This window comes from Kitasatospora sp. NPDC054768, from assembly GCF_053612025.1.
Map to the genome: position 1 here is coordinate 7617 of NZ_JBSHBN010000134.1, position 18326 is coordinate 25942.

An 18326-nucleotide genomic window follows, 5' to 3' on the forward strand; every position below is an offset into this window, starting at 1 on the left:
TCCTTCTACCGGTACACGTGGGGCGGGTGCCCCACCCGCTGGGGGGGGCCCCCCCGCTCCGGCGTCACGAGGGCCTTCCCAAGGGCCACCCGTTCGCCGGGTGGTCGAGCCAGGCGGTGTGCCCCTCGGGCGTGACGGTCAAGCCGAGCCGGTCCGGCCCGGGGCGGTCGTTGTCGAGCCACCACCGGTGAGCGGCTTCGACCTCTTCCCAGAGCCGGCGCGGGCCGTGCTGCCACACGGTGTAGTGCGCGGTGTTCTCGGCGCCGTCCCAGTCGACGGCCGCCCAGGAGTCGCCGTCGGTCGTGGCCACCCAGAGGCGGGTCGCCACGCCCTCGACCTCCGGGTCGTGGTGCCAGGCGTACCAGAGGTCGCCGAGGCGGTGGCCGAGGGCGAACTGCGTTTCGAAGGCGGAATCGGCGACGGCCCACGGGTCGAGGGTGGTCGTGGACTCCGTCGGTACGTGCTCGTCCAGGACGACGTCGCGGAAGAGGCGGAGGTCGAGGCGCTGGGTGCGCATCAGCATGAAAGCGCTGTCGGGGGAGTAGCGGCCGGTGGCCGTCCCGTCGTCGGCGACGGTCAGGCGGAGCAGCCCACCGTGACTCCAGTCGTCGCACCAGGGAGTGAGGACGACTCCGCCGGGCCTGCACTGGTTGATCCAGGAATAGGGAACCTCTCGCACCGAACAGGTGGCCATCACACGGTCGTACGGCGCGCCGGCGTCCCAGCCCTGGCTCCCGTCGCCACAGATCAAGGTCGGCGCGTAGCCGTTGGCCGTGAGGTTGGCACGGGCGAGTTCTGCGACATCCGGGTCGATCTCGATCGTGGTCACGTTGACGTCGCCCAGCCGGTGGGAGAGGAGCGCCGCGTTGAACCCCGTGCCGGTGCCGATTTCGAGGATTCTCATTCCTGGTTCGAGGCCGAGGAGTTCGAGCATCTGGAAGACGATCGACGGAGCAGAGGCCGAGGAGGACGGAAGGGCGTCGGACAGGTCGTCCACCTCCTGCCCGTCGTTGATCTGCGTCACCACGGGGCCGTCCGCGTAGGCGGCGGCGAACCACCGTTCGGGATCGTGCCCGCGATCGCAGAGCGCGAACTCGTCGCCGTCGCTGCTCAGCCAGATCCGGTCGGGAAGGAAACGGTGGCGCGGAGTCGCTTCGGCGGCTTTGCGCCACTCGGGGGCCATGTCATGGCCCAGGTGGTGGGAGACGGCCTGGAGCAGGCCGGCGGTGCCGACCTGCTCCAGGTTGTTCCGGCTGTCGGTCACTTGCGGTCGTCGTCCTTGTCCTTGCCGTGCTTGCTGTCGGACTTTCCGGACTGGTGGTCCTGGTTCTGCGGGGTGGTGTTGAAGTCCTTGTTGCCCGCGTGCTTGCCCTGACCGCCGTCGTTGGCACCGGTACCGCCGCCGGAGCTGCCGTCCTTACCGAGGCCCCATCCCATGGGATTCTCCTACCTGGTCGTGATGGTCGTCGTGGTGCTGCTGTCGGCCGGTCCGCTCACCGGCATGTCCGGCCCGGGCCCCGGCGGCGCGGGGGGACGCGGGGGCTTGGGAAACGGAGTGGTCATGCGCCTGATCCTGTCGTTCGTGGGGCTGGTGTGCCATGACCGTTGTGGGACAGCGGAGTTCGCCTCAGTGCCACTGGGGGCTCCTTGGCAGGTCACACATGAAGGATCGTGTCACTGAACGTGAGTGCCGATACCCAAGCGGTAATCTCACTGTGGGATGGATCGACTGACGAGAGGTTCGCCTCATGGGCACAGCACTCGAACCGATCAGGCTCGCTGACCTTGCCTGGCAGAACGAGCAGGTTCGGTGTGCCTTGGGGGATCGCGACGTGGCCGCCCTGTTCCGCTACGTGCAGCACCACAGCGGTGCGAGTCAGGCCCGATTGGCGGTCCAGGTGGGGATGACGCAAGGCCGGGTGAATGAGATCCTCAACGGCCGTCGGCTGGTGACGAAGTTGGACGTCTTCGAGCGAATCGCCGACGGGCTCAACCTTCCCGATGATGCGCGGCGACTCCTCGGGCTGGCGCCACGCTCGGACGGCCGACGTACACCCGGATCTGCCTTCGACCTGGCAGCCTTTCCCGAGATCGTCCGTGTGTACAGCGACCAGGCATCGGCGTCCGCCGAGATCCAACGGGCGGCGAGATCGGCAGCCGAACTGGACGTCCTGGCCGTACGCGGTCTTGGTCTCCTTGCCTTGCGGGACTCCTTGCTCCGCCAGCATCTGGACCGCGATGGTGGCCCGGCCCCCCGTCTACGGGTGCTGCTCCTTGATCCGGAATCGCCGGCCGCTGAGCGCCGAGCTGCCGAGATCGGAGAATCCACCGCCTCGCTCGCCGGGGGCATCCGACTCGCGGAAGCTCGACTTCGGGAGCTTTCCGACTGCGCGCGGGTCGAGGTGTACCTGTACCGGACGGTGCCGGTGTGGCGGGTCATCAGGCTGGATCGCACGCTCTTCGTGGGATCCTTCGACGCGGATTGGGAAGGACACCAGTCGGCAACCTACAAGGTGCTGCCCGCTCCGCACGGTCCCTTGTACCGGGGCTGGTGCCGGCAGTTCGATGCCATGGTGGACAGCGGTGAGCGTGTGATCTGACGGAGGGAGCTGGGATGGCGATCGAAGCGGAGCTCAAGGCGGTCGTGCGGGATCCGGAAGGCGTGCTCAAGCAGTTGGAGGAGCGGTACGGCATCGGCCGTGCCGAGGTCTACCGGGACACGTACTACGACGCGCCGGACGGCAGCCTGATGGGCGCCGACCGTGAGCTGCGGATCCGTACCGTGCACGGCCAGGACGACACCCGCACCGTGCTGACGTACAAGGGCGCCCGGGTGGACGAGGAGTCCGGGTCGAAGCCGGAGGCCGAGACCAGGGTCGAGGATGCCGCTGCGTTGCACGAGATCGTCCGGGGGCTGGGCTTCGTGCCGCGCATCGCGTTCGAGAAGCGTTGCCGCAACTACGAGTTCGGCCGTGGGGGCCGGCGGCTGCTCGCGACGCTCGTGCGCGTGCCCGAGCTGGGGGACGCCACGTTCATCGAGGTGGAGACCGCAGCCGTGGGCGAGGCCGATCTCGGATCGGCGCTCGCCGCGGTCCGTGCGGTGCTGGAGGAACTCGGCGTGGAGGAGGGGGACTTGACCACCGGGTTGTACACCGACGCCGTAGCGGCGGTCCGTCCCGCCTGACCGCCGCTACCGGTGCGCGCCCTTCGGCCAGAGCACCTCGACCGGCACGCCGCGCCGGCGAGCGTGTGCGACCACGTCCGCCGTGCCGCCCTGGCCGCGGGCCGGTAGGCCGTCCCAGACGGCGACGAGCTTGTCGATGTGGTCGATGAGGAGTTCACCGCCGGCCAGGTGGGCGGTCTCGTCGGACTCCAGGTGGCCGGTGCGGTGTACGGCGGTGGCAGAGTTGAACAGGCGGTCGTAGACGGGGTGATGCCGCGCCGGAAGCCCGTCCCGGTACTGGTCCGCCGGGACGATGACCTCCAGCCGTCCTCCGCGCTTGAGTGCGAGCTCCGCCAACCACGAGTCCGGCCCGTCCGCGATGCAGGACACGACGGTGAGGGTGGAGGGGTCCTCGCTCGGGAGGGCGTCTTCGAGGAGTTGCCGGACCTGCGCCTCCAGTTCGGCCGTCAGCCCTCGGTGCCCCGTGATCCCGATTCGCATAGCTGTCCTTTCCTAGAGGTAGACGCCGTGGAGACGGTCATCGAACTCCCTCACGACCTTGGGTAGCGAGGAGGTGCTGAGCGACCGTCGAAGTGCGCGGCTCCGCTCGATGATTCGCCCTGAACGGTACTGGAGGCCGGTCTTCAGAGCTTCTGCCGCGAGCGCAAATGCTGCTTCGATCTGCCCTGCGGCAAGCCGTCCTGCCGCGAGGTCCAGCATCAGGAGCGCACGCTGCTTCGCGTGACCAGTGGCGAGGGCAGGTCCAGCGCTGTCCGAGACCCACCTGGGGAGTCCGAGACTGGCGCCACATGCCACCCTGAAGCCGGCGACCTTGGCCTCATCGAACGTGAATACCCATGGCCAAGGCGGAGGTTGTCCGTGATTGCTGGCATTGGCACCAGCTCGGCTGAGCGTCAGTGCGCGGTCGCAACTGCGCTGATCGCCTGAGGCTGCGTGTCCGAGCGCCTCCACAGCTGACAGCCATGCGTCGGCAAGGGTGGGGGACTCGGGATCCAGGAATCCGCGGGCTCGCTTTGTGAGGCCGAGTGCTATGGCTCCATTGCCGGCGTGGGCCTCGAATTGTGCAAGGCTCCCCATCTGATAAGCGGCAAGGAGGGGATTCGCTCCCGACCGAGCGGCCTTGATGGCCGCTCCGTAGAACGAGCGTGCTGATCCGTTGTCTCCTGTGTCCCAGGCCAGCCAAGCAGCCAGGCTCGCTGCCTCGCTCGCGACGGCGGCGAGCCTGATCCGATGAGCATCGGTCGGGGCTGCACCAATGAGGCCCTGGATCAGCCGTAGATGTGGTCGGACAGCCTCCGCGAGCTCGCGGGAGAGCGTCGATCCGTCCAAGCGACGGTAGGACGTCGTGACAAGCCGAAGCGAGGAGGCCTGCTGCTCGGCCTTGTCTGCACAGTCGATGGCGGTGGCCAGCGCGGGCGATACGGCAACTGCTGCGGCCGCTCCGAAGAATTGACGCCTATCCACGCTCTCAGTTCCGATTCGTACTCGGGCCGGGGATTCGGCGAGTCCGAGGAGGGCTGCTGGGATTCCCAGGTGCTGCGAGACCCTCAGCAGGATGTCCATGGCGTAGGGGTGGGCGCCTCGTTTCTCCAGTCGGGAGATAGCCGACTGCGACATCCCGCACGTCCGGCCCAGCTGCGCCTGCGTCATGCGCTGGTGGGTTCGAGTCAGCTCGATAATCTTGCCGTAGTCCCTCGCCCGAGATGCTTCCCGGATGACCTCTGAATTCCAGTTCAACACTCCACCCAAGGCTACGAGCAATACCGCACCAACTGAAGAGGCCTGATGCGGTGCTCGCATATCCATATGCGAACACCGCATGATCGATGGTCTCATGATTGTGATGGATCGTTTACTGAACGTGAGGAATTGGCTGTGTGTCGGTGTCTCGGCGACTGTTGAGACACCGACGAGTGGCCATTCGCTGGCAGTTGTACGCCTGGCTGGCTTGGAGTGTGCACGTGGTGATCAGTCCATTGAGCAATGCCCGGTTTCCTGTCCCGATGGAGTGGGGGGAGCCGCCGGGGCCCGGCGCCGTGCCGGGGGCGCGGCGGTTGGTGGTGGCGATCGTGCGGGAGTGGGGCGTGTCGCTCTCCGAAGTCGCCCTTGAGGAACTTGAGTTGTGCGCGAGTGAGGTGATCGCCAACGCGTTGGTGCACACGGAGGACCGATGTGTCGTCACCGTCCTCCGGCGCGGCGGGCGGGTGCGGGTGGAGGTGGCCGACCGGGGTGTGGGGCTGCCGGGCCGGGAGTGCTCCGGGGAGGAGGCGACGAACGGGCGGGGTCTGCTGCTCGTGGAGGCGCTGGCGGCCGCGTGGGGGTGGCACCCGACGGCGACGGGCAAGGTGGTGTGGTTCGAGTACCCCGCAACGGACGAAGCGCCGTGCCCCACGCAGGGGTGGGGCACGGCGCTCGACTTGCACGCTCTGAGTCAGCCGAAGAAGGCGTCCAGGATCCGCTGCGCCGCCAGTCCCGCCGGAAGGGTGCCGGCGCGGACCTGAGTCTCCAACTCGGGGGTCAGGCGCCGCACTTCCGAATTCTCGTGCAACCGGGCGTAGAGCTGGTCGTGGACCATCGCCCAGACCCACTCGACCTGCTGTTCCCTGCGCTTCGCCGCCAGAGCCCCCGTCGCGTCCAGCACCTTGCGGTGCTGCTGCAGCCGCTCCCACAGGACGTCCAGGCCGGCGCCGTCGCGGCCGCTGCAGGTCAGTACGGGCGGCGTCCAGGCGGCGTCCGGCGGCTGCAGCAGCCGCAACGCGCCCGCGAGTTCGCGGGCGGCCGCCTTGGCGTCGGTCTCGTGCGGGCCGTCCGCCTTGTTGACGGCGATGACGTCCGCGAGCTCCAGCACGCCCTTCTTGATGCCCTGCAGCTGGTCGCCGGTCCGCGCGAGGCTGAGGAGGAGGAAGGTGTCGACCATACCCGCGACGGCGGTCTCGGACTGGCCCACGCCCACCGTCTCGATGAGCACCACGTCGTAGCCCGCCGCCTCCATCACCACCATGGACTCCCGGGTGGCCTTGGCGACCCCGCCGAGCGTCCCGGAGGTCGGGGACGGTCGGACGAATGCGGCAGGGTCGACGGCGAGGCGCTCCATCCGGGTCTTGTCGCCGAGGATGGAGCCGCCGGTCCGGCTGGACGTCGGGTCGACGGCGAGGACCGCGACCCGGTGGCCCTGACCCGTGAGCATGGTGCCGAAGGAGTCGATGAAGGTCGACTTGCCGACACCGGGCACCCCCGTGATGCCCACCCGGACGGCGCCGCCCGCGTGCGGCAGCAGCCGCTGGAGCAGCTGCTGCGCGAGCACGCGGTGGTCGGGCCGGGAGGACTCGACGAGGGTGACGGCGCGCGCGATCCAGGCGCGCGAGCCGTCCAGGACACCCGTCACGTAGCTGTCGAGGTCGATCGTCCGCGGAGGCATGGGATCAGGCGATCACAGCTCGTGGCCGAGATCGGCCGCCAGGGACTTCAGCAGGTCGTACGCCGCGTCCGGGATGACCGTTCCCGGCGGGAAGACCGCCGCCGCGCCGGCCTCGTACAGGGCGTCGAAGTCCTGCGGCGGGATGACCCCGCCCACCACGATGGTGATGTCCTCCCGTCCCGCCGCCGCGAGTTCGGCGCGCAGCGCGGGCACCAGGGTCAGGTGCCCGGCGGCCAGCGACGACACGCCGACGATGTGGACGTCCGCCTCGACGGCCTGGCGGGCGACCTCGGCCGGGGTCTGGAACAGCGGGCCGACGTCCACCGTGAAGCCGAGGTCGGCGAAGGCGGTGGCGATCACCTTCTGGCCGCGGTCGTGGCCGTCCTGCCCCATCTTGGCGACCAGGATGCGCGGTCGGCGGCCCTCGGCCCGCTCGAACCGCTCGACCAGGTCGCGGGTGCGCTGGAGGGAGGCCGACGGGCCCGCTTCGTCTCGGTACACACCCGAGATGGTACGGATCTGGCCGGAGTGGCGGCCGTACACCTTCTCCAGGGCGTCCGAGATCTCGCCGACGGTGGCCTTGGCGCGGGCCGCGTTGACGGCCAGGTGCAGCAGGTTGCCGTCCAGCGAGCCGCCGCGCCGCGGACCGGCCTCGGCGGCCGCCGTCAGCGCGCGCAGCGCATCCTGGCACGCGGTCTCGTCGCGCTCCTCGCGCAGCCGGCGCAGCTTCTCGATCTGGCGGGCGCGCACCGAGGAGTTGTCGACCTTGAGCACGTCGATCTGCTCGTCGTTCTCCACCCGGTACTTGTTGACGCCGATCACCGGCTGGCGGCCGGAGTCGATCCGCGCCTGGGTGCGGGCGGCGGCCTCCTCGACGCGCAGCTTGGGGATGCCCGCGTCGATGGCCTTGGCCATGCCGCCGGCCGCCTCGACCTCCTGGATGTGCTCCCAGGCTCTCGCGGCGAGGTCGTGGGTCAGCTTCTCGACGTACGCGGAGCCTCCCCACGGGTCGATCACCCGGCAGGTGCCCGACTCCTGCTGGAGCAGCAGCTGGGTGTTGCGGGCGATGCGGGCGGAGAAGTCGGTGGGCAGGGCGAGTGCCTCGTCCAGGGCGTTGGTGTGCAGCGACTGGGTGTGGCCCTGGGTCGCCGCCATCGCCTCCACGCAGGTGCGGGTGACGTTGTTGAACACGTCCTGGGCGGTGAGCGACCAGCCCGAGGTCTGCGAATGGGTGCGCAGTGAAAGGGACTTGGGGTTCTTCGGGTCGAACTGCTTGACCAGTTTGGCCCACAGCAGCCGGGCCGCGCGCAGCTTGGCGACCTCCATGAAGAAGTTCATGCCGATCGCCCAGAAGAACGACAGCCGCGGCGCGAAGGCGTCCACGTCCAGGCCCACGTCCAGGCCCGCGCGCAGGTACTCCACGCCGTCGGCGAGGGTGTAGGCGAGCTCCAGGTCGGCCGTCGCACCGGCCTCCTGGATGTGGTAGCCGGAGATGGAGATCGAGTTGTACCGGGGCATCTTCTGCGAGGTGTACGCGAAGATGTCCGAGATGATCCGCATCGACGGCTGCGGCGGGTAGATGTAGGTGTTGCGGACCATGAACTCCTTGAGGATGTCGTTCTGGATGGTCCCCGCGAGCTTCTCGGGCGGTACGCCCTGCTCCTCGGCCGCGACGATGTACAGCGCGAGGACCGGCAGCACGGCGCCGTTCATGGTCATCGACACGGACATCTTGTCCAGCGGGATGCCGTCGAACAGCTGGCGCATGTCGTAGATCGAGTCGATGGCGACGCCCGCCATGCCGACGTCGCCGGTGACGCGCGGGTGGTCGCTGTCGTAGCCGCGGTGGGTCGGCAGGTCGAAGGCGACCGACAGGCCCTTCTGGCCGGCGGCGAGGTTGCGGCGGTAGAAGGCGTTGGACTCCTCGGCGGTGGAGAAGCCCGCGTACTGGCGGACGGTCCAGGGCTGGTTGACGTACATGGTCGGGTAGGGCCCGCGCAGGTACGGGGCGATGCCCGGGTAGGTCTCCAGGAAGTCCAGGCCGGCCAGGTCGGCGCCGGTGTACAACGGCTTGACGCCGATGCCCTCGGGGGTGTCCCAGAGCAGCTCGTCGACGTCCTTGCCGGTGGACTGCCGCCAGGCGGCCTGCCACTGGTCGTCACTGACGGCGCCGTCGGCGATGCCCGCGCCGCCGTCCAGCCCGATGCCGGTGAAGTCGGGGATCATCGGGCCGCCACCTTGGTCTCGTCGGTGCCGTCCGCACCGGTGATCTGGTCGAGGAGGGAGGTCAGGACGGCAATCGCGTCGCCCCCCGCGAAGATGAACTCGTCCACTCCGGAGGGGAGTTCGCCGAGCCGTCCGGCGAGCAGCACCCGCCTGGCGCCGGCCGCCTTGAGCGCCTCGGCCACGGGCGAGGCGTGCTCGGCGTACAGCGCGTCGCTGGAGCAGAGGCAGGCGACGGTGGCGCCGGAGGCCCGGAACGCCTCGGCGAAGGCCGCCGGGTCGACGGACTCGGCCGAGGCCGTCGCGATGCCGCCCGCCTGGAACAGGTTGGCGGCGAAGGTGGTGCGCGCGGTGTGCGCGGAGGCGTTGCCGATCGAGGCGAGGAAGAGGGCCGGGCGGGCGCCGTCGACGGCGACCCGGGCGTCCGAGCGGTCCCGCAGCGCCTCGTAGGCCTCGGCGCGGCGCACCCGCGGCAGCCCGCCGCCGGGCGCGGCCGGGGCCGGTTCGCGGACCAGCGGCTGCTCGTCCAGGTGCGGGAACTCGCTGACGCCGGTGATCGGTTCGCGCCGCTTGGCGAGCCGCACGGACCGCTCCGCCCAGGTCGCGGCGATCCGCTCGCCGATGAGGCCGGCCTCCAGGGCGGCGCGCAGGCCGCCGGCCCGCTCGATCTCCTGGAACCAGGCCCAGGCGGCCCGCGCGAGCTCCTCGGTCAGCTGCTCGACGTACCAGGAGCCGCCGGCCGGGTCGATCACCCGGGCCAGGTGGGACTCCTCCAGCAGGATCGCCTGGGTGTTGCGGGCGATCCGGCGGGCGAAGGCGTCCGGCAGGCCGAGCGCGCTGTCGAAGGGCAGCACGGTGACGGAGTCGGCGCCGCCGACCCCGGCGGCCAGGCAGGCGATGGTGGTGCGCAGCATGTTCACCCACGGGTCGCGGGCGGTCATCATCACCCGGGAGGTGACGGCGTGCTGACGCTGCGCCGAGGCCGCCGCGCCGGCCCCCGAGACCTCGGCGACCCGGGCCCAGAGGCGGCGCGCGGCACGGAACTTGGCGATGCCGAGGAACTGGTCGCCGTCCGCGGCGTAGCGGAATTCCAGCTGGCCGAGCGCGTCGTCCACGGAGAGCCCGGCGGCGGTCAGCGCGCGCAGGTAGGCGACGCCGGTGGCCAGGGAGCAGCCCAGCTCCTGGGCGGGGGAGGCACCGGCCTCGTGGTACGGGAGGGCGTCCACGGTGAGCGCGCGCAGGCCGGGGTACCCGGCGGCGCAGCGGGCGGCCAGCGTCGTGGCCTCGGCGAGCAGCGTCCCGGTGCGGGCGCTCTGACCGGTGCGCGCCTGGAGGCCGAGCGGGTCGGCGCCGAGGTTGCCGGCGGCGGCGCCGGGGGAGACCTCGCGCTCCTCGTACAGCCGGAACAACTGCTCGGCGGCGTCGGTGAATTCGGGTCCGGCGTCGAGCGCCACGGCGGCCAGGTCCAGGTACACCCCGGTCAGTGCCTCGGGCAGGGCGTCCACCGGGAGGCCCGCGCCGCCGAGTTCCAGCCAGAGCGAGCTCACGCCGTGCTCCAGGTCGGCCAGCACGGCCTCGTTGGTGCGCCGGCGGTCCGGGTCGGCGTGCCGCTGGCGGACGTCCCACCCGGCCACGGCGGAGCCCTGCGGCCGGCTGCCGCGCACGAACGGCGGGAAGCCCGGGTAGCCCGGGGCGGCGGCGGTGTCCTCGGCGGTGTACAGCGGGTGGGCGCTCAGCCCGTCCTGGAGCCGGGTGGTGAGCGCCTGCTCGGCGGCGGGGCCGTCCTCGGGCTCGGCACCGGACTTGCGCAGCACGCCCTGGACGAGCTGCTGCCACTGCTCACGGTGCGCGGCCGGGAACTCGGCTGCGAGGGGGAGCCCTTCGGGCGGGACCTTCATGTGCGCAGGTTAGCGCCCGTTCGCAGGGCCGCAGGAGGGGGATTCCGTGTGACCTTTCCCTCGATCGGGCCGATTTCGGGCACTCGCCGGGACGGGGAGTGTCATGGGGTGTCGGCGCAGGTGACACCAGGGGCGGGAGGGGGTGTCGTGGCGGGGAGCGACCGGGGAGCAACCGGGGAACGGCCGGGGAGCGACCGGGGAGCGGAGGGGCGGGGAGGGGTGGCGGCGGCGGTCGGTGGCCGCGGCGGGCGGGGTGGTCCCGGGCCGTCGTCGGCGAGCGGCGGCGTCCGAGGTCAACGCCGATGGCACGGAACGCGATCGATGTCCCGTCATGCCGTCAAATCGTCATGATCAGGGGGATTGCGGAACCCGGGCCCTCATCTATTAAGTTACTTCGAAGAAGGTGGGCGGGGCAGCACCCCCCCGTTGCTCGCCCTGCCCGCCTTCGCTGTCCCCGGTCCCGGCCGAGCCGTCCCCCGCCCCGTCCGGACCGTCCCCAGATTCCCCCGAAGGAGGGCGACCGTCATGGGAAAGCGTCGCAAGCCCAACCCGCCGAGCCGGGCCCGCATGGCGGTCCTCACCACGGCCATGGCGGCCGGCGGCGCGGTCCTCGCCTCCGGCACCGCCCACGCCGAGCCGACCCCGAGCCTCGCCTCCGTCAAGGAACAGGTCGACCAGCTCAACGAGGACGCCGAGCAGGCGATCGAGAAGTTCAACGGCTTCCAGGAGAAGCAGCAGAAGCTCCAGGGCGAGGCCAACCTGATCCAGGAGAAGGTCGCCCGCGGCCAGGAGGCGATGAACGAGCTGCGGACCCGGCTCGGCGCGGTCGCCGCCGACCAGTACCGCACCAACGGCATCGACGCGTCGGTCCAGCTGATGCTCGACTCCGACCCGTCCGCCTACCTGGAGCGCGCCGCGGTGCAGAGCCAGGTCTCCGAATCCCAGGCGAACCTGCTCAAGCAGGCCCAGGACGAGCAGCGCAAGCTCGACCAGGACCGCGCCGAGGCCACCGCCACCCTGGCCGCGCTCGACTCGGTGGGCACGCAGCTGGCGGAGCAGAAGAAGGACATCCAGGGCAAGCTGGCCCAGGCCCAGGCGATGCTGAACAAGCTCAGCGCCGAGGACCGCGCCAAGATCAACGCCCAGCAGAACGCCGAGAAGGCCAAGGCCGAGGCCCAGCAGGCCGCCACCGCGGCCGCCAAGGACCGCGCCTCCCGCTCCGCCGACCGCCCGGACATGAACGCCCCGGTGCCGGCGGCCAGCGGCCGGGCCGCGACCATCATCGCCTTCGCCCAGGCCCAGCTCGGCAAGCCCTACGGCTGGAGCATGACCGGCCCCAACAGCTTCGACTGCTCCGGCCTCACCGGCGCCGCCTACCGCGCGGCGGGTGTCAAGCTCTCCCGGATCTCCCAGGACCAGTGGAACGACGGCCCGCACGTCGACCGGGCCAACCTCCAGCCCGGCGACCTGGTCTTCTTCTACGACGACATCCACCACGTCGGCCTGTACATCGGCGACGGCAAGATGATCCACGCCCCGCGCACGGGCAAGAACATCGAGGTCCTGCCGATCTCCGCGATGCCGTACAAGGGCGCCGTCCGCCCGGCCTGACCGCGCGCCACCACCGGCCCGTTCCCGCTTCGGCGGGGGCGGGCCGTCGTCGTTGCGCGGGCATCGGCCGGGACGGGCCGCCGCCGTCGTGGCGGCGCCGGTCGGGGGACGGGCCGGTCAGAGCGCGGCGAGCCGCTGCAGCAGGTGCGCCGGGTCGGTGAGGCCGCAGGCCCGGCGGACGGCGGCGTCATGGGCGGCGGCGAGGGCGTCGAGGCGGGTCAGCCGGGTGCGGCCCTGGCGGGAGAGGTGGGCGGTGATCCGGCGGCGGTCCTGGTCGTCCTGGCGCCGGTAGACCCAGCCGGAGTCGCACAGCGAGTCCACCAGCCGGCTCAGGCTCGCCTGCGGGATCAGCAGGGCCTGGGCCAGCTCTCCCATCGCGTGCCCCCGGCCGTCCGCGAGGGCGCGCAGCAGCCGCCACTGGTCGACGGTGCAGTCCTCCTCGGCCAGGGCGGCGGCGAGGCCGCCGGAGAGCCGGCGGTGGGCCAGCGTCACCAGCTCGACCAGCAGCGGCTCGGGGGCGGCGGGACGGTCGCCCGGGGACTCACTCGTGGACGCGCCCGCGGACTCACCCGGGGACCGGTTCGCGGCCGGGCCGACGGGATCACCGGGACGGGCGTCGATCCCCGGCGCGGCACCAGCTGCGGTCATCGGACGCTCCCTCTCCGGCCTTTCCCGATATCGGCGGTACGACGATACTCGCACCGTGAGCGTCGAGGTGAGCTTGATCGATCCGCTCGACGCGCTGCACTCGGTACGGGAGGGGGCGGCGCTTCGGGTGGGCCTCGTCGTGCCGCAGTCCGGCCCGCTCGGTCTCACCGGCCCGTCCGCGCTGGACGGGGCGCTGCTCGCCGCGCACGAGGTCAACGCGGCCGGCGGTGTCCGGGGCCGCCCGCTGGAGCTGGTGCTGGTGGACGGCGGCGGAGCGCCGGGCCGGGTCGCCGGCGAGGTACGGCGGCTGCTGGACGCCGGGGCGCTGGACGCGCTCGCCGGGTGCCACACCAGCGATGTGCACCGGGCGGTGGAGAGTGTCGCCGCGGGCCGCATCGCGTACCTCTTCACCCCGCCGCACGAGGGCGGCTCCCGGCTGCCCGGCGTGCTCTGCACCGGCATCGACCCGTACCGTCAACTCGGGTCAGCAGTACGAGAAGTGACGATTCGTCACAGAATTAGCCGCTGGGCGCTGATCGGCAACGACTACATCTGGCCGCGCGCCGTCCACCGGGCCGCCGAGGGTCTCGCGGCGCGGGCCGGTGCCCGGGTGGTGCTGGAGCGGCGGGTCCCGTTCGGGGCGGTCGAGGAGATGCTCGACCCGCTGCTGGACGCGCTGCGCGCCGCCCGCGCGGACGCCCTGCTGCTCAGCCTGATCGGGCGTGACCTGGTGCACTTCAACCGGGCGCTGCGGCGCAGCGGGCTGGACCGCACGCTGGTGCGGCTCTCCGGCGCCCTGGAGGAGAACGGCCTGCTCGCGCTCGGCGGCGACGACACCGGGACGCTCTATGCCGCGATGCCCTCCTTCGCGACGCTGGCGGAGGAGTGCCGGCAGAGCCTCGCCGAGCGGCACCGGGCGCTGTGCGGCCCGTGGGCGCCGGTCCTGGACGCCTACGCGGTGGGGCTGTACGAGGGTCTGCACCTGCTCGCCGACCTGGCGGCCCGCGGGGCGCTGGCCCCGGACGGTCTGCTGGCGGCGGCCGGCCGGCTGCTGCGCCGCGAGGGTGCGGGCCGGGCGCGGATCCACCTCGCCCGGGCCGAGGGCCTCGGCTTCGCGGTGCTGCCGCACTGACTGCGGGTGCCTCCTTCCCGTCAGGTGGAATGCCGCGGCAAAACCCTTCCATCTGGAAATAGTTGCCTCTACAGTCTCCCCACACACCCGCAGGGTCGTCACGGAGAGAGAGCACCATGGCCGACACACCCGCGCCCCAGGGCATCGAGAGCTACGGCTACCAGCAGGAACTGCGCCGATCGCTCGGCTTCACCGACCTGCTCGTCTACGGGCTGGTGTTCATGGTGCCGATCGCACCGTTCGGCATCTTCGGCGGCGTCTTCCAGGGCTCCGGCGGCATGGTCGCCCTGGCCTACGTCCTCGGCATGGTGGCGATGATGTTCACCGCCCTGTCGTACGCCCAGATGTCCCGGGCCTTCCCGATGGCCGGCTCGGTCTACACCTACGCGGGCCGCGGCATCGCCGCCCCGGTCGGCTTCCTGTCCGGCTGGATGATCCTGCTCGACTACGTGCTGGTGCCCGGACTGCTCTACCTGATCGCCGGCGTGGCCATGAACTCGCTGGTGCCGTCCATCCCGGTCTGGCTCTGGCTGATCGGCTTCGTGCTGCTCAACACCGTGGTCAACTACCTCGGCATCGAGACCACCAACCGGGTCAACAGGGCGATGCTGATCGGCGAACTCGTCGTGCTGGCCCTGTTCGTGGTGGTCGGGGTCATCGCCCTGGCCAACGGCAAGGGCCGGGGCTTCGACTTCACCCCGCTGTACGACCCGCACACCTTCTCGTGGAGCCTGGCCTTCGGGGCGGTCTCGATCGCGGTGCTCAGCTTCCTGGGCTTCGACGGCATCTCCACCCTCTCGGAGGAGAACCGCGACTCCGCCAAGGCCATCGGCCGGTCCATGGTCGCCGCACTGCTGCTCGCGGGCACACTGTTCATCGTGCAGACCTGGGTCGCCTCGCTGCTGGTCGCCGACCCCGACGCGCTGATCCGGGACGGCGACCCGAACGGCACCGCCTTCTACGACGCGGCCCGCACCGCCGCCGGCGGCTGGCTCGCCACGCTGACCGCCGCCTCCACCGCCGTGGCCTGGGGCTTCGCCAACTCGCTGGTCGCGCAGGCGGCCACCTCCCGGCTGCTGTACGCGATGGCCCGCGACCGCCAGCTGCCCGCCTTCCTGGCCCGGATCCACCCCACCCGCCGGGTGCCCGTCAACGCGACCCTGCTGACCGCCGGGATCTCGCTGGTGCTCGGCCTCTTCACGGCCTCGCGCGAGGACGGCATCACCCTGCTCAGCACCCTGGTCAACTTCGGGGCGCTGACCACCTTCCTGGTCCTGCACGTCGCCGTGGTCGTCCACTACCTCGTCCGCAGGCGCAGCAAGGACTACTGGCGGCACCTGATCGCCCCGGCGCTCGGCTTCGCGATCCTCGCGTACGTGGTCGTCAACGCCAACATCGCGGCCCAGCGGCTCGGTTTCGTCTGGCTGCTCGTCGGCGGGATCGTGCTCGCCGGGCTGACGGCGACCGGGCGCAAGCCCCGGCTGGCCGTCGCCGAGGCCGAGTCCACCACCGACGGTGCCGCCGCCCGCACCGAGGCCGCCACGAACGACGCCGCCACCGACGGTGCCGCCGCCACCGCCGCCGCCCCGAACACCGCCAAGGAGAAGCAGTGAGCCTGCCCGAGATCGTCCAGCTGAACCCGACCCCGGAGGACTACGCCTACACCTTCGGCGGCCGAGCCCCGCTGGTCACCGTCCGGCCCGGCACCGTCATCGAGCTGACCACCGAGGACTGCTTCGGCGGCAAGGTGCGCGGCACCGGCGACCTGCCCAGCCAGGTGTGCGTCTTCCCCTACCTCAATCCGGTCGCCGGCCCGATCGCGGTGGCCGGCGCCGAGCCCGGGGACGTCCTCGCGGTGCACTTCGCGGAGATCACCCCGGCCCGGGAGTACGGCATCTCCAGCACCTTCCCGCACTTCGGCGCGCTGACCGCGACCCACTCCACCGCGATGCTCCACCCGCCCCTGGAGGAGCGGGTCTGGGTTTACGACCTGGACGTCAAGTCGGGCGTCTGCCGGTTCCGGGCCCGCACCGGCGACTTCACGGTGGACCTGCCGCTCGACCCCATGCACGGCACGGTCGGCGTCGCCCCGGCGGCCGGCGAGGTGCTGGCCTCCATCACCCCGGGCGCGCACGGCGGCAACCTGGACACCCCCGAGATGCGGGCCGGCACCACCGCCTACTTCCGGGTCAACGCCGAGGGCGGCCTGCTCGCCCTCGGCGACGGCCACGCCCGCCAGGGCGAGGGCGAGGTCTGCGGCACGGCGGTGGAGGCGGCGATGCGCACCACCGTGATCGTCGACCTGATCAAGGGCGGCGGCCCGGCCTGGCCCCGGCTGGAGAACGACGACTTCCTGATCAGCACCGGCTCGGCCCGTCCGCTGGAGGACGCGTTCCGGATCAGCCAGCACGACCTGGTCGGCTGGACCGGCGAACTGCTCGGCCTCGACCAGCTCGACGCCTACCAACTGGTCAGTCAGGCCGGGCTGGCTCCGGCGGCGAACGTCTGCGACACCAACTACACGATGGTCGCCAAGCTGCCGAAGAACCTGCTCGGCCGGGCCCGCGCCTACCACGGGCTGCACGACCGCCTGCGCGAGACCGCCGGGGCGTACCTGCGGCACCGGTAGCGGCGCCCCGCCGGTCCGGGTCCGCGGATCCGGACGCATCGGCCCGGACGTGCCGGTCCGGACGCACGACGTCGACCCGTGGGTTCGCCCGCGTGGGTCAAAGTCCCGGCAAATCCCGCGGACCCCCACCCCGCCCCCACCCGGGGCCCGTCGGCACCCCCACGCCGACGGGCCCGCGGGGGCGCCCCGGGGTGTCTCAGGGGTGCGGCGCGCAGACCAGCAGGTACGGGAGCAGCGGCAGCACCGGCACCCCGAACCGCCAGACCGGCCGGCGCCGTCCGATCCCCGGCCGGGCCAGCCGCCGGACTCGGGCGAGCACCCCGGTGGACGCCACCCCCAGGGCCCCGCCGGACTCGGCCCCGGCCCCGGACTCGGCCCCGGACTCGGCCGCGGCGGCCGGAGCCGGGCCGCTGGTCGCCAACGCGCACAGGGCGGACGCCAGTTCGTCGCGCGACGCCCGCTCCAGCGCCGCGTCGTCCGCCGCCATCTCCAGCAGCAGCGCCACCTCGGAGCGCCCCAGCCGGGCCAGCGGCAGCGGCCCGAGCAGCAGCGCGAAGGTGTCGGCCGGCAGCCGGAACAGGTGGTGGCGGCCGCGGATGTGCCCGTGCTCGTGGGCGACGGCCGCCGCGAGCTGCCGCTCGTCCAGCAGCCGCAGCGCCCCGCGCGACAGCACCACCCGGGAGCGGCGCCCGGGCAGGCAGTAGACGGTCGGCCGGCCGTGCTCCAGCACCAGCGCGTCCCAGCGCCGGTCCGGTACGCCGACCACGTCCAGTACCGCCCGATGCCGTCGCCGGTCCCGTCCGGTGCGCAGACCGACGGCCGTCACCAGGGCGGCGAACAGGGCCGCGCCGACGGTGAGCAGCCACCAGTCGTGGGTGTGCGGCAGGCCGGGCCCGGCCGGTTCGCCGTGCGGGGGGCGCCCGAACAGGCCGAACAGGCCGAGCAGGCCGGCCGGCCGGTGGGCGAAGGGCTCCACCGCGTGGTGCGCGGTGAGCAGCAGGGCCACCGTGAACGAGGCCATCAGGGCGAGCCAGAGCGCCGCGCCCGTCGCCGGACGGGCCTGGAGCCGGACGGAGCCGGCCAGCCGGCGGGGCAGCAGGACGCCGGTCACCAGCAGCTGGAGGCAGAGCACCGCGAGGGTCACTCAGGGCCCCGGGACTTCACCTGTTCGAGGGCGGCGAGCAGGGCCGAGGCCTCGTCCCCGCTGATCCGGTCGACGAAGTGGAGCAGGGCGCCCGCCCGGTCGGGGGTGGTCTCCAGCGCCTGGTGCATCAGCCGGGCGGTGTACTCCTCGCGGGTGCAGGTCGGTTCGTACACCCAGGCGCGGCCGACCTTGTCGCGGCGCAGCCAGCCCTTGGTGTGCAGGATGTCCGCGACCGTGGTGACGGTGGTGTAGGCGACCGCCCGCTCCCGCTGGAGGTCGTCCACCACCTCGCGCACCGTGGCGGGCCGGCCCCAGGACCAGAACCGGTCCATGATCTCGGCCTCCAGATCGCCGAAGCCCCGTAGCACCGCCCTCTTCTCCCTCGCCGAGCCGACCACCGGCGCCTTTCGCCCGCCGGAACGCGGCCCATGGTACGGCG

The 18326-nt window shown here is 71.9% G+C and carries 17 protein-coding genes; 7 read left to right on the forward strand and 10 right to left on the reverse strand.

The annotated features are described in order from the left end of the window. Nucleotides 1-64: 64 nt before the first annotated feature. Both ACWGKU_RS30580 and ACWGKU_RS30585 read right to left on the reverse strand, forming a co-directional pair. Complete coding sequence (locus ACWGKU_RS30580; protein ID WP_452178976.1) at nt 65-1264, reverse strand: methyltransferase domain-containing protein; 1200 nt, start codon at nt 1262-1264, stop codon at nt 65-67. After that, nucleotides 1261-1437, reverse strand: coding sequence for a hypothetical protein (locus tag ACWGKU_RS30585; RefSeq protein WP_401046201.1), 177 nt, complete (start codon nt 1435-1437; stop codon nt 1261-1263). Before ACWGKU_RS30585 ends, ACWGKU_RS30580 begins: the two co-directional genes overlap by 4 nt. A 311-nt stretch (nt 1438-1748) precedes the next feature. Here ACWGKU_RS30585 and ACWGKU_RS30590 point away from each other — a divergent pair, with 311 nt between their 5' ends. Together ACWGKU_RS30590 and cyaB are read left to right on the forward strand one after the other, a co-directional pair. After that, the gene (locus ACWGKU_RS30590; RefSeq protein ID WP_401046203.1) at nt 1749-2600 is read left to right on the forward strand and encodes a helix-turn-helix domain-containing protein; all 852 of its coding nucleotides are present in this window, start codon (nt 1749-1751) and stop codon (nt 2598-2600) included. Between the two features lie 14 nt (nt 2601-2614). Continuing rightward, nucleotides 2615-3184, forward strand: coding sequence for a class IV adenylate cyclase (gene cyaB / locus ACWGKU_RS30595; RefSeq protein ID WP_401046205.1), 570 nt, complete (start codon nt 2615-2617; stop codon nt 3182-3184). A gap of 6 nt (nt 3185-3190) precedes the next feature. Here the strand turns inward: cyaB and ACWGKU_RS30600 are convergent, their stop codons facing one another. Both ACWGKU_RS30600 and ACWGKU_RS30605 read right to left on the reverse strand, forming a co-directional pair. Then, nucleotides 3191-3664 (reverse strand): hypothetical protein, encoded by a 474-nt coding sequence (locus ACWGKU_RS30600; RefSeq protein WP_452178977.1) that lies wholly within the window; start codon nt 3662-3664, stop codon nt 3191-3193. A gap of 12 nt (nt 3665-3676) precedes the next feature. After that, nucleotides 3677-5020 (reverse strand): helix-turn-helix domain-containing protein, encoded by a 1344-nt coding sequence (locus ACWGKU_RS30605; RefSeq protein ID WP_452178978.1) that lies wholly within the window; start codon nt 5018-5020, stop codon nt 3677-3679. Nucleotides 5021-5097: 77 nt separating this feature from the next. Between ACWGKU_RS30605 and ACWGKU_RS30610 the strand changes: the two genes are divergently transcribed. Beyond that, a complete protein-coding gene (locus ACWGKU_RS30610; protein ID WP_452178979.1) occupies nt 5098-5685 on the forward strand; it encodes an ATP-binding protein in 588 nt (195 codons plus the stop codon). On the opposite strand, the gene meaB is transcribed toward ACWGKU_RS30610, so the two are convergent. From meaB to ACWGKU_RS30625, 3 genes are read right to left on the reverse strand one after another with little or no spacing between them, the layout of a single operon-like run. Further along, entirely contained in the window at nt 5616-6602 is a 987-nt protein-coding gene (meaB, locus tag ACWGKU_RS30615) for a methylmalonyl Co-A mutase-associated GTPase MeaB (protein ID WP_401046216.1), read from the reverse strand. The genes ACWGKU_RS30610 and meaB overlap by 70 nt on opposite strands. Before the next feature lie 12 nt (nt 6603-6614). Continuing rightward, on the reverse strand, nt 6615-8828 hold the full coding sequence (gene scpA, locus ACWGKU_RS30620; protein WP_452178980.1) for a methylmalonyl-CoA mutase: 2214 nt from the start codon (nt 8826-8828) through the stop codon (nt 6615-6617). Beyond that, entirely contained in the window at nt 8825-10723 is a 1899-nt protein-coding gene (locus ACWGKU_RS30625) for a methylmalonyl-CoA mutase family protein (RefSeq protein WP_401046221.1), read from the reverse strand. The genes scpA and ACWGKU_RS30625 overlap by 4 nt, the downstream gene beginning before the upstream one ends. Nucleotides 10724-11248: 525 nt before the next feature. Between ACWGKU_RS30625 and ACWGKU_RS30630 the strand changes: the two genes are divergently transcribed. Further along, a complete protein-coding gene (locus tag ACWGKU_RS30630; RefSeq protein WP_401051701.1) occupies nt 11249-12334 on the forward strand; it encodes a C40 family peptidase in 1086 nt (361 codons plus the stop codon). A 117-nt stretch (nt 12335-12451) separates the two neighbouring features. On the opposite strand, the gene ACWGKU_RS30635 is transcribed toward ACWGKU_RS30630, so the two are convergent. Further along, a complete protein-coding gene (locus tag ACWGKU_RS30635; protein WP_401051704.1) occupies nt 12452-12982 on the reverse strand; it encodes a MarR family winged helix-turn-helix transcriptional regulator in 531 nt (176 codons plus the stop codon). A gap of 55 nt (nt 12983-13037) precedes the next feature. On the opposite strand from ACWGKU_RS30635, the gene ACWGKU_RS30640 reads away from it, so the two are divergent. The 3 genes from ACWGKU_RS30640 to ACWGKU_RS30650 all read left to right on the forward strand — a co-directional run bounded on the left by ACWGKU_RS30640 (nt 13038) and on the right by ACWGKU_RS30650 (nt 16743). After that, the gene (locus tag ACWGKU_RS30640; RefSeq protein WP_452178981.1) at nt 13038-14114 is read left to right on the forward strand and encodes an ABC transporter substrate-binding protein; all 1077 of its coding nucleotides are present in this window, start codon (nt 13038-13040) and stop codon (nt 14112-14114) included. A 116-nt stretch (nt 14115-14230) separates the two neighbouring features. Continuing rightward, the gene (locus tag ACWGKU_RS30645) at nt 14231-15727 is read left to right on the forward strand and encodes an APC family permease (protein ID WP_452178982.1); all 1497 of its coding nucleotides are present in this window, start codon (nt 14231-14233) and stop codon (nt 15725-15727) included. Further along, nucleotides 15724-16743 carry an acetamidase/formamidase family protein gene (locus ACWGKU_RS30650; protein WP_452178983.1) on the forward strand — a complete coding sequence of 340 codons (1020 nt, stop codon included), beginning with the start codon at nt 15724-15726 and terminating at the stop codon, nt 16741-16743. Before ACWGKU_RS30645 ends, ACWGKU_RS30650 begins: the two co-directional genes overlap by 4 nt. A 196-nt stretch (nt 16744-16939) precedes the next feature. On the opposite strand, the gene ACWGKU_RS30655 is transcribed toward ACWGKU_RS30650, so the two are convergent. Then, nucleotides 16940-17887 carry a M56 family metallopeptidase gene (locus ACWGKU_RS30655; protein WP_452178984.1) on the reverse strand — a complete coding sequence of 316 codons (948 nt, stop codon included), beginning with the start codon at nt 17885-17887 and terminating at the stop codon, nt 16940-16942. Beyond that, nucleotides 17884-18326, reverse strand: a 443-nt coding sequence (locus ACWGKU_RS30660) for a BlaI/MecI/CopY family transcriptional regulator (RefSeq protein ID WP_452191646.1), incomplete at its 5' end; no start/stop codon positions are given. The genes ACWGKU_RS30655 and ACWGKU_RS30660, both read right to left, overlap by 4 nt.

What these genes read in the sequence shown, in the direction of transcription:
- ACWGKU_RS30605 (WP_452178978.1), bottom strand. Translation starts at nt 5,020, where the DNA reads ATGAGACCATCGATCATGCGGTGTTCGCATATGGATATGCGAGCACCG.
- ACWGKU_RS30600 (WP_452178977.1), bottom strand. Translation starts at nt 3,664, where the DNA reads ATGCGAATCGGGATCACGGGGCACCGAGGGCTGACGGCCGAACTGGAG.
- scpA (WP_452178980.1), bottom strand. Translation starts at nt 8,828, where the DNA reads ATGATCCCCGACTTCACCGGCATCGGGCTGGACGGCGGCGCGGGCATC.
- ACWGKU_RS30625 (WP_401046221.1), bottom strand. Translation starts at nt 10,723, where the DNA reads ATGAAGGTCCCGCCCGAAGGGCTCCCCCTCGCAGCCGAGTTCCCGGCC.
- ACWGKU_RS30630 (WP_401051701.1), top strand. Translation starts at nt 11,249, where the DNA reads ATGGGAAAGCGTCGCAAGCCCAACCCGCCGAGCCGGGCCCGCATGGCG.
- ACWGKU_RS30635 (WP_401051704.1), bottom strand. Translation starts at nt 12,982, where the DNA reads ATGACCGCAGCTGGTGCCGCGCCGGGGATCGACGCCCGTCCCGGTGAT.
- cyaB (WP_401046205.1), top strand. Translation starts at nt 2,615, where the DNA reads ATGGCGATCGAAGCGGAGCTCAAGGCGGTCGTGCGGGATCCGGAAGGC.
- meaB (WP_401046216.1), bottom strand. Translation starts at nt 6,602, where the DNA reads ATGCCTCCGCGGACGATCGACCTCGACAGCTACGTGACGGGTGTCCTG.
- ACWGKU_RS30590 (WP_401046203.1), top strand. Translation starts at nt 1,749, where the DNA reads ATGGGCACAGCACTCGAACCGATCAGGCTCGCTGACCTTGCCTGGCAG.
- ACWGKU_RS30585 (WP_401046201.1), bottom strand. Translation starts at nt 1,437, where the DNA reads ATGGGATGGGGCCTCGGTAAGGACGGCAGCTCCGGCGGCGGTACCGGT.
- ACWGKU_RS30645 (WP_452178982.1), top strand. Translation starts at nt 14,231, where the DNA reads ATGGCCGACACACCCGCGCCCCAGGGCATCGAGAGCTACGGCTACCAG.